The sequence below is a fragment of the Bradyrhizobium sp. CCBAU 11386 genome, from assembly GCF_028128955.1.
Taxonomy (GTDB): domain Bacteria; phylum Pseudomonadota; class Alphaproteobacteria; order Rhizobiales; family Xanthobacteraceae; genus Bradyrhizobium.
On sequence record NZ_LBKA01000023.1, the window covers coordinates 1 to 4,181 of the forward strand.

Genomic DNA, 4,181 nt, shown 5'->3' on the forward strand with positions numbered 1-4,181 from the left:
ATTAGATTGACTGATCACTAAACGATCGACGGGCCACAAGATGCCGTCTGGTTAGGCCCGGAAAGCGTCTTAGCTTTCAATACGCGCGGTTGTGCCATTTCGTCGGAATCAGCCTTGAACTGGTTTGACTCTCGACACCCATCATAGTGTCTGCCCATCGATGGCCAGTGTCCGTTGTTCGGTGTCGTCGAGGAAGAGGATAATTCTCGTTACGAAAGGCAGCCTTGCGCCGCAGTTCGGCCTCGATTCGCCGACGGCCTCGCCAATCCGTCTGCCGGATCGCCCGCACCCGCCCATCATAAAGTCGTGCCTGTGATCGGAATATTGCCCTTCTCGACCGCGATCTGGATAGCCCGCTCGGCCATCTTGACCGGCAGGCCGCATCGACCGCTTGTCAGCTTGCAGCTGACGATAATCTGGGCTGCCTTGCGCGGATCGCGGGACTAGTTGTTCCGCTGTACTAGGCCGTGTACTCATCATCTTCAATGTCCGCTTGTCCCTCAACAACAGCACGAAAGCGGACATCGTGGTAGGTCGGAGAAGGGCCAACAAGAGGCTCGCGCAATGCGGAGTGATCACGCTTTCTGCAAAGAAAGCAAACCTCGGTTGATCAATAGCGGTGGTCAGTTCAATGTCTATCGAGCTCCCGTCCAGCGGTGGCCCACCCTTCTTTAATCCGAGGCTGGCGGCAGCCTACCAAGCTTTCCTTTTTCCTCACTTAAGAGCTTTTCCACGGTGCGGCGCTGGTCTTCGCCAAGCGACATGGATTTGAGCAAAGTCTGATAGTAAGCGATGTTTTGCTTTTGGACATAAGCTTCGACGGGCTCGCCACCTCCTTTCTTCGAAGGCGAAATTTCGGCGGACGCATAAGCGCGCTTCAGCTCCGCCACTTTCTGCTCGGCGCTGGCGGCCTCGCTCAGTGCGCTGGAATACAATTTGATAGTCTCGACGATCAGCGCGAGCACCAGAAAACTGGCAGCGATCAGCCCGAACAGCCGCCCGACGTAAAAGCCGAGATCAAAACGGCTCGATCCGACGACGGCGGATAGAGCGATGTCGAGAAGCCAAATCCACATTACCAGCATCAACCACAGGTCCATGACGCGCTGTTCGCGGCGCCAAAGCAGAAGCATGGCAATAAAGGTCAGACCCCAGACCGTAGGGCTGATACCCTTCGTCACGAGAAGCGAATAATCACCGCCCTGCATCACTATCGGGAGCAAGTCGTGTCCCACGGTCGCGATCAAGACGAATGCCAGTGTCAATACCGCCACGCCAACGATTGAACCGATGATCCCCCATATGACCTGGCGAGGCGTCCATGGTGATCTGTCTTTATCAATTACACCTCGGTCCCATATTACATAACACATCACGAACAGTGGAAAACCACCGTGCCAAAATACATAAAGCCAGGCTGTGGTCTGGTCGTTGCCTCCCAGCAACCCTGTCGGTGCGAATGCGCCGGGAAAGCTTAAGGTGTGCGCAACGATGATGAAGGCGTCAAATAAATAACCAGCAGCAAGAAACAGGATTCCGCGAGTCTGCACACGGACGAACTGGTCGTAAAGAAGAACTGCTGTAATCAGGTCGATGAAGAAAAGCGCCGCTTGGTAACCTGGAATGAAGGCTGGCATTCTTGCCAACGGGACCCGTGCCAAAGGCACAACCGCCAGGAACGCGACAAAGGCCACGACTGCAATCACCAGGGCAAGTCGCGTCTCGCCAGCCGTCGCCAAAGCGGTCGATAACAACAACCGACGGGAGCCTGCGCCGCCAGGGGCACCCCCATTTCGACCAACCGTCTGATCCATAGCAGCCTCCAAGCCGTGATGTGCTAAGGGCGCTGGCGGAAGTCATTGTGTCCGGTTCCCAACGTAACGCAAGCGCTATTAGGGGGGCATTTTGCTGCTGAGCCGAGCCGCTAGGAAGGTCGACTTTGGCGCATTGGGCGCACTGCGATTGCCGTTCCGGGTCAGGTCCGAAAGGTGCCGTGGTTTTCTCCAAGGTCCGCAAAGCAGCGCCCAATTACATCAATGGGCGGCTTGCAATCGGTTTTCCATTCCCAATTCGGAGCGGAGTGTGCTGGCACCTGTACAGGCCCCCCTTTGCCATTAGCCTCAGACCCTGCTTGCTTGACTGGCAACCTGTCACTCTTGACCGTGCGGTTCACGATCTGACGAGGAATTATTGCAACTTCAGTACGAGTATCCGACTGAAAACCTGCGGCTGTACCCGGCGAGGGAATGAGTTGGGGCACTGCCAATGAACTGGTAATGCCCACGAGGTAGGTCAGTGAATGCAACGTGAGTGTCTTGATAAGCATGATGCTACCTCGCCTCAAAGAGGGCATTCCACGCTTGGATTTGTGCCACCTGTGCGAGCCTGATTACTGATCTAAATCAATCCCGCGTCGGAGCGCGAGAAGAGCAGAAAATTGGCGACGTTTCCCGAGAGCGCTCCAGAGGTCGCGAAGAACGTACATCCGACCATATTGGCGACGCGCAGCGGAACCATGGTCTGCATCAGCAGGGTAGCGACAAAGAAGATCGCGCCGACCAGGGCGAACATATTGGCAAGGGTGATGTTGGCCAGCACAATTTCCAACAGCCGATTGAACAGTGCGTCGTAGGAAATGTTGTTGGGATCAAGGCCCATTTGAATCAGAATCTTTGCGACCCTGAGATTATCCGCCGCGGTATCAAGAATGCGGTTTAGAATTGTCGAAAGATCTGCAGAATTCATCGGATCACTTCCGCGCAAAACGGTCGGTTATTTGTCGGGTCTCGAATTCGCGATGTCTATTGCGCGGAAAGGAGAGCCAGGCTTTTGCCATCCCGCTGACTATATCAACCGAGGCCTGCTCAGGGCAGCGTGCAACCGTGCGCCGGTACCGCCGTCCATGGAAGGTCGAGCCGATTTCGGAGGAAGTTGTTCCATGGACGAAGAGATCTTGCGCAAATTGGAGGAGCGTCTCGGACCGTTCCATGCCAGACAGCGATTGGGTATCGAGACGGACCACGAGGCACAAATCTTCGGCCAAGGCCTCCTCTCCTTTCACATAAGGAACTGGTATCCAGTCCATTCTGTCATTCGAAATGCACTTAAGCTGACCGGTCTCTACTGGCGCGGACACCGAAATACAGGAAACATTCTCGTCAAGCGCAATGATGTTATATTCAAGGAGTTGCCACCGCTTTTCGACGGCTTCACCATACTCCACCTTAGCGACATGCATGTGGACATGAATGAAGCCGCCATGCAGCGCCTGATCGAACTCGTCGGCGACATGCGCTACGATCTATGTGTTCTAACCGGCGACTATCGGGGGAAGAACTTTGGACCGTTCGAGGCAACCTTGAACGGCGTCGCACGAGTGCGAGCTCATCTAAAGGAGCCCGTTTATGGAGTTCTGGGCGACCACGATACCATCCGAATGGTTCCGGGGCTGGAAGCAATGGGAATACGTATGCTGCTCAACGAGAGTGAGGCGATTGTGCGCGGCGATCAGCAGATCTATCTAGCCGGGATCGATGACGCCCACTGCTTCAAGGCCGACGATATCGAAAAAGCTGCGTTGCAGATCCCGTATGACGAGTTCTCCATTTTATTGTCACACACACCGGAGATCTATCGTCAGGCGGCTCATGCCGATTTTAATTTGTTGCTGAGCGGGCATACGCACGGTGGGCAGATCTGTCTGCCAGGATCTATTCCGATCATACTCGATGCAGTCTTGCCTCGGCGGATGGGGGCAGGAGCTTGGCAGTATCACGACATGACTGGCTACACCTCTGTGGGTGCTGGATCGAGCGTCGTTCCTGTTCGTCTCAACTGTCCACCAGAAATCACCCTGCACTGCCTTCGTTCGGGCTAACGGCGGGCTAATATGGTTCGTCGCGCAGGTGGGCTCGGAATAGAAAACGAGACAGAATTAGCGCGCCAATAAAAAAGATCCCGACGCCAAGCGCTATGTCTGCGATCGTCAATGAAAGCGCGTCGCGGCATGCCAGCATCGGAAATAGGGATTCGGGAATCTGATCGAGCCCGAGTGCCTGGCTGCTCGGCGGATAGTTTAGGCGGCGCTTCAGGAAACTAGAGAACAAATCGCCCGCCATAGCCGCGCCCGCTACGATTGCACCGATCGTCAGATCCAGACCGATAAGCGGGGCGCTTGCTGT

General features: G+C 55.3%; 4 protein-coding genes. 1 reads left to right on the plus strand and 3 read right to left on the minus strand.

Features of this window, described 5'->3' with window-relative positions; translation table 11 throughout:
* Positions 1 to 671 precede the first annotated feature (671 nt).
* Together XI09_RS06135 and XI09_RS06140 are read right to left on the minus strand one after the other, a co-directional pair.
* Positions 672 to 1,814: an MASE4 domain-containing protein gene (locus XI09_RS06135; protein ID WP_271566079.1), complete on the minus strand. Its 1,143-nt coding sequence runs from the start codon at positions 1,812 to 1,814 to the stop codon at positions 672 to 674.
* Between the two features lie 583 nt (positions 1,815 to 2,397).
* Entirely contained in the window at positions 2,398 to 2,745 is a 348-nt protein-coding gene (locus XI09_RS06140) for a hypothetical protein (RefSeq protein ID WP_271566080.1), read from the minus strand.
* A 193-nt stretch (positions 2,746 to 2,938) separates the two neighbouring features.
* Here XI09_RS06140 and XI09_RS06145 point away from each other — a divergent pair, with 193 nt between their 5' ends.
* The gene (locus tag XI09_RS06145) at positions 2,939 to 3,877 is read left to right on the plus strand and encodes a metallophosphoesterase (RefSeq protein ID WP_271566081.1); all 939 of its coding nucleotides are present in this window, start codon (positions 2,939 to 2,941) and stop codon (positions 3,875 to 3,877) included.
* A 7-nt stretch (positions 3,878 to 3,884) separates the two neighbouring features.
* Here the strand turns inward: XI09_RS06145 and XI09_RS06150 are convergent.
* Positions 3,885 to 4,181, minus strand: a 297-nt coding sequence (locus XI09_RS06150; protein ID WP_271566082.1) for a CDP-archaeol synthase, incomplete at its 5' end; no start/stop codon positions are given.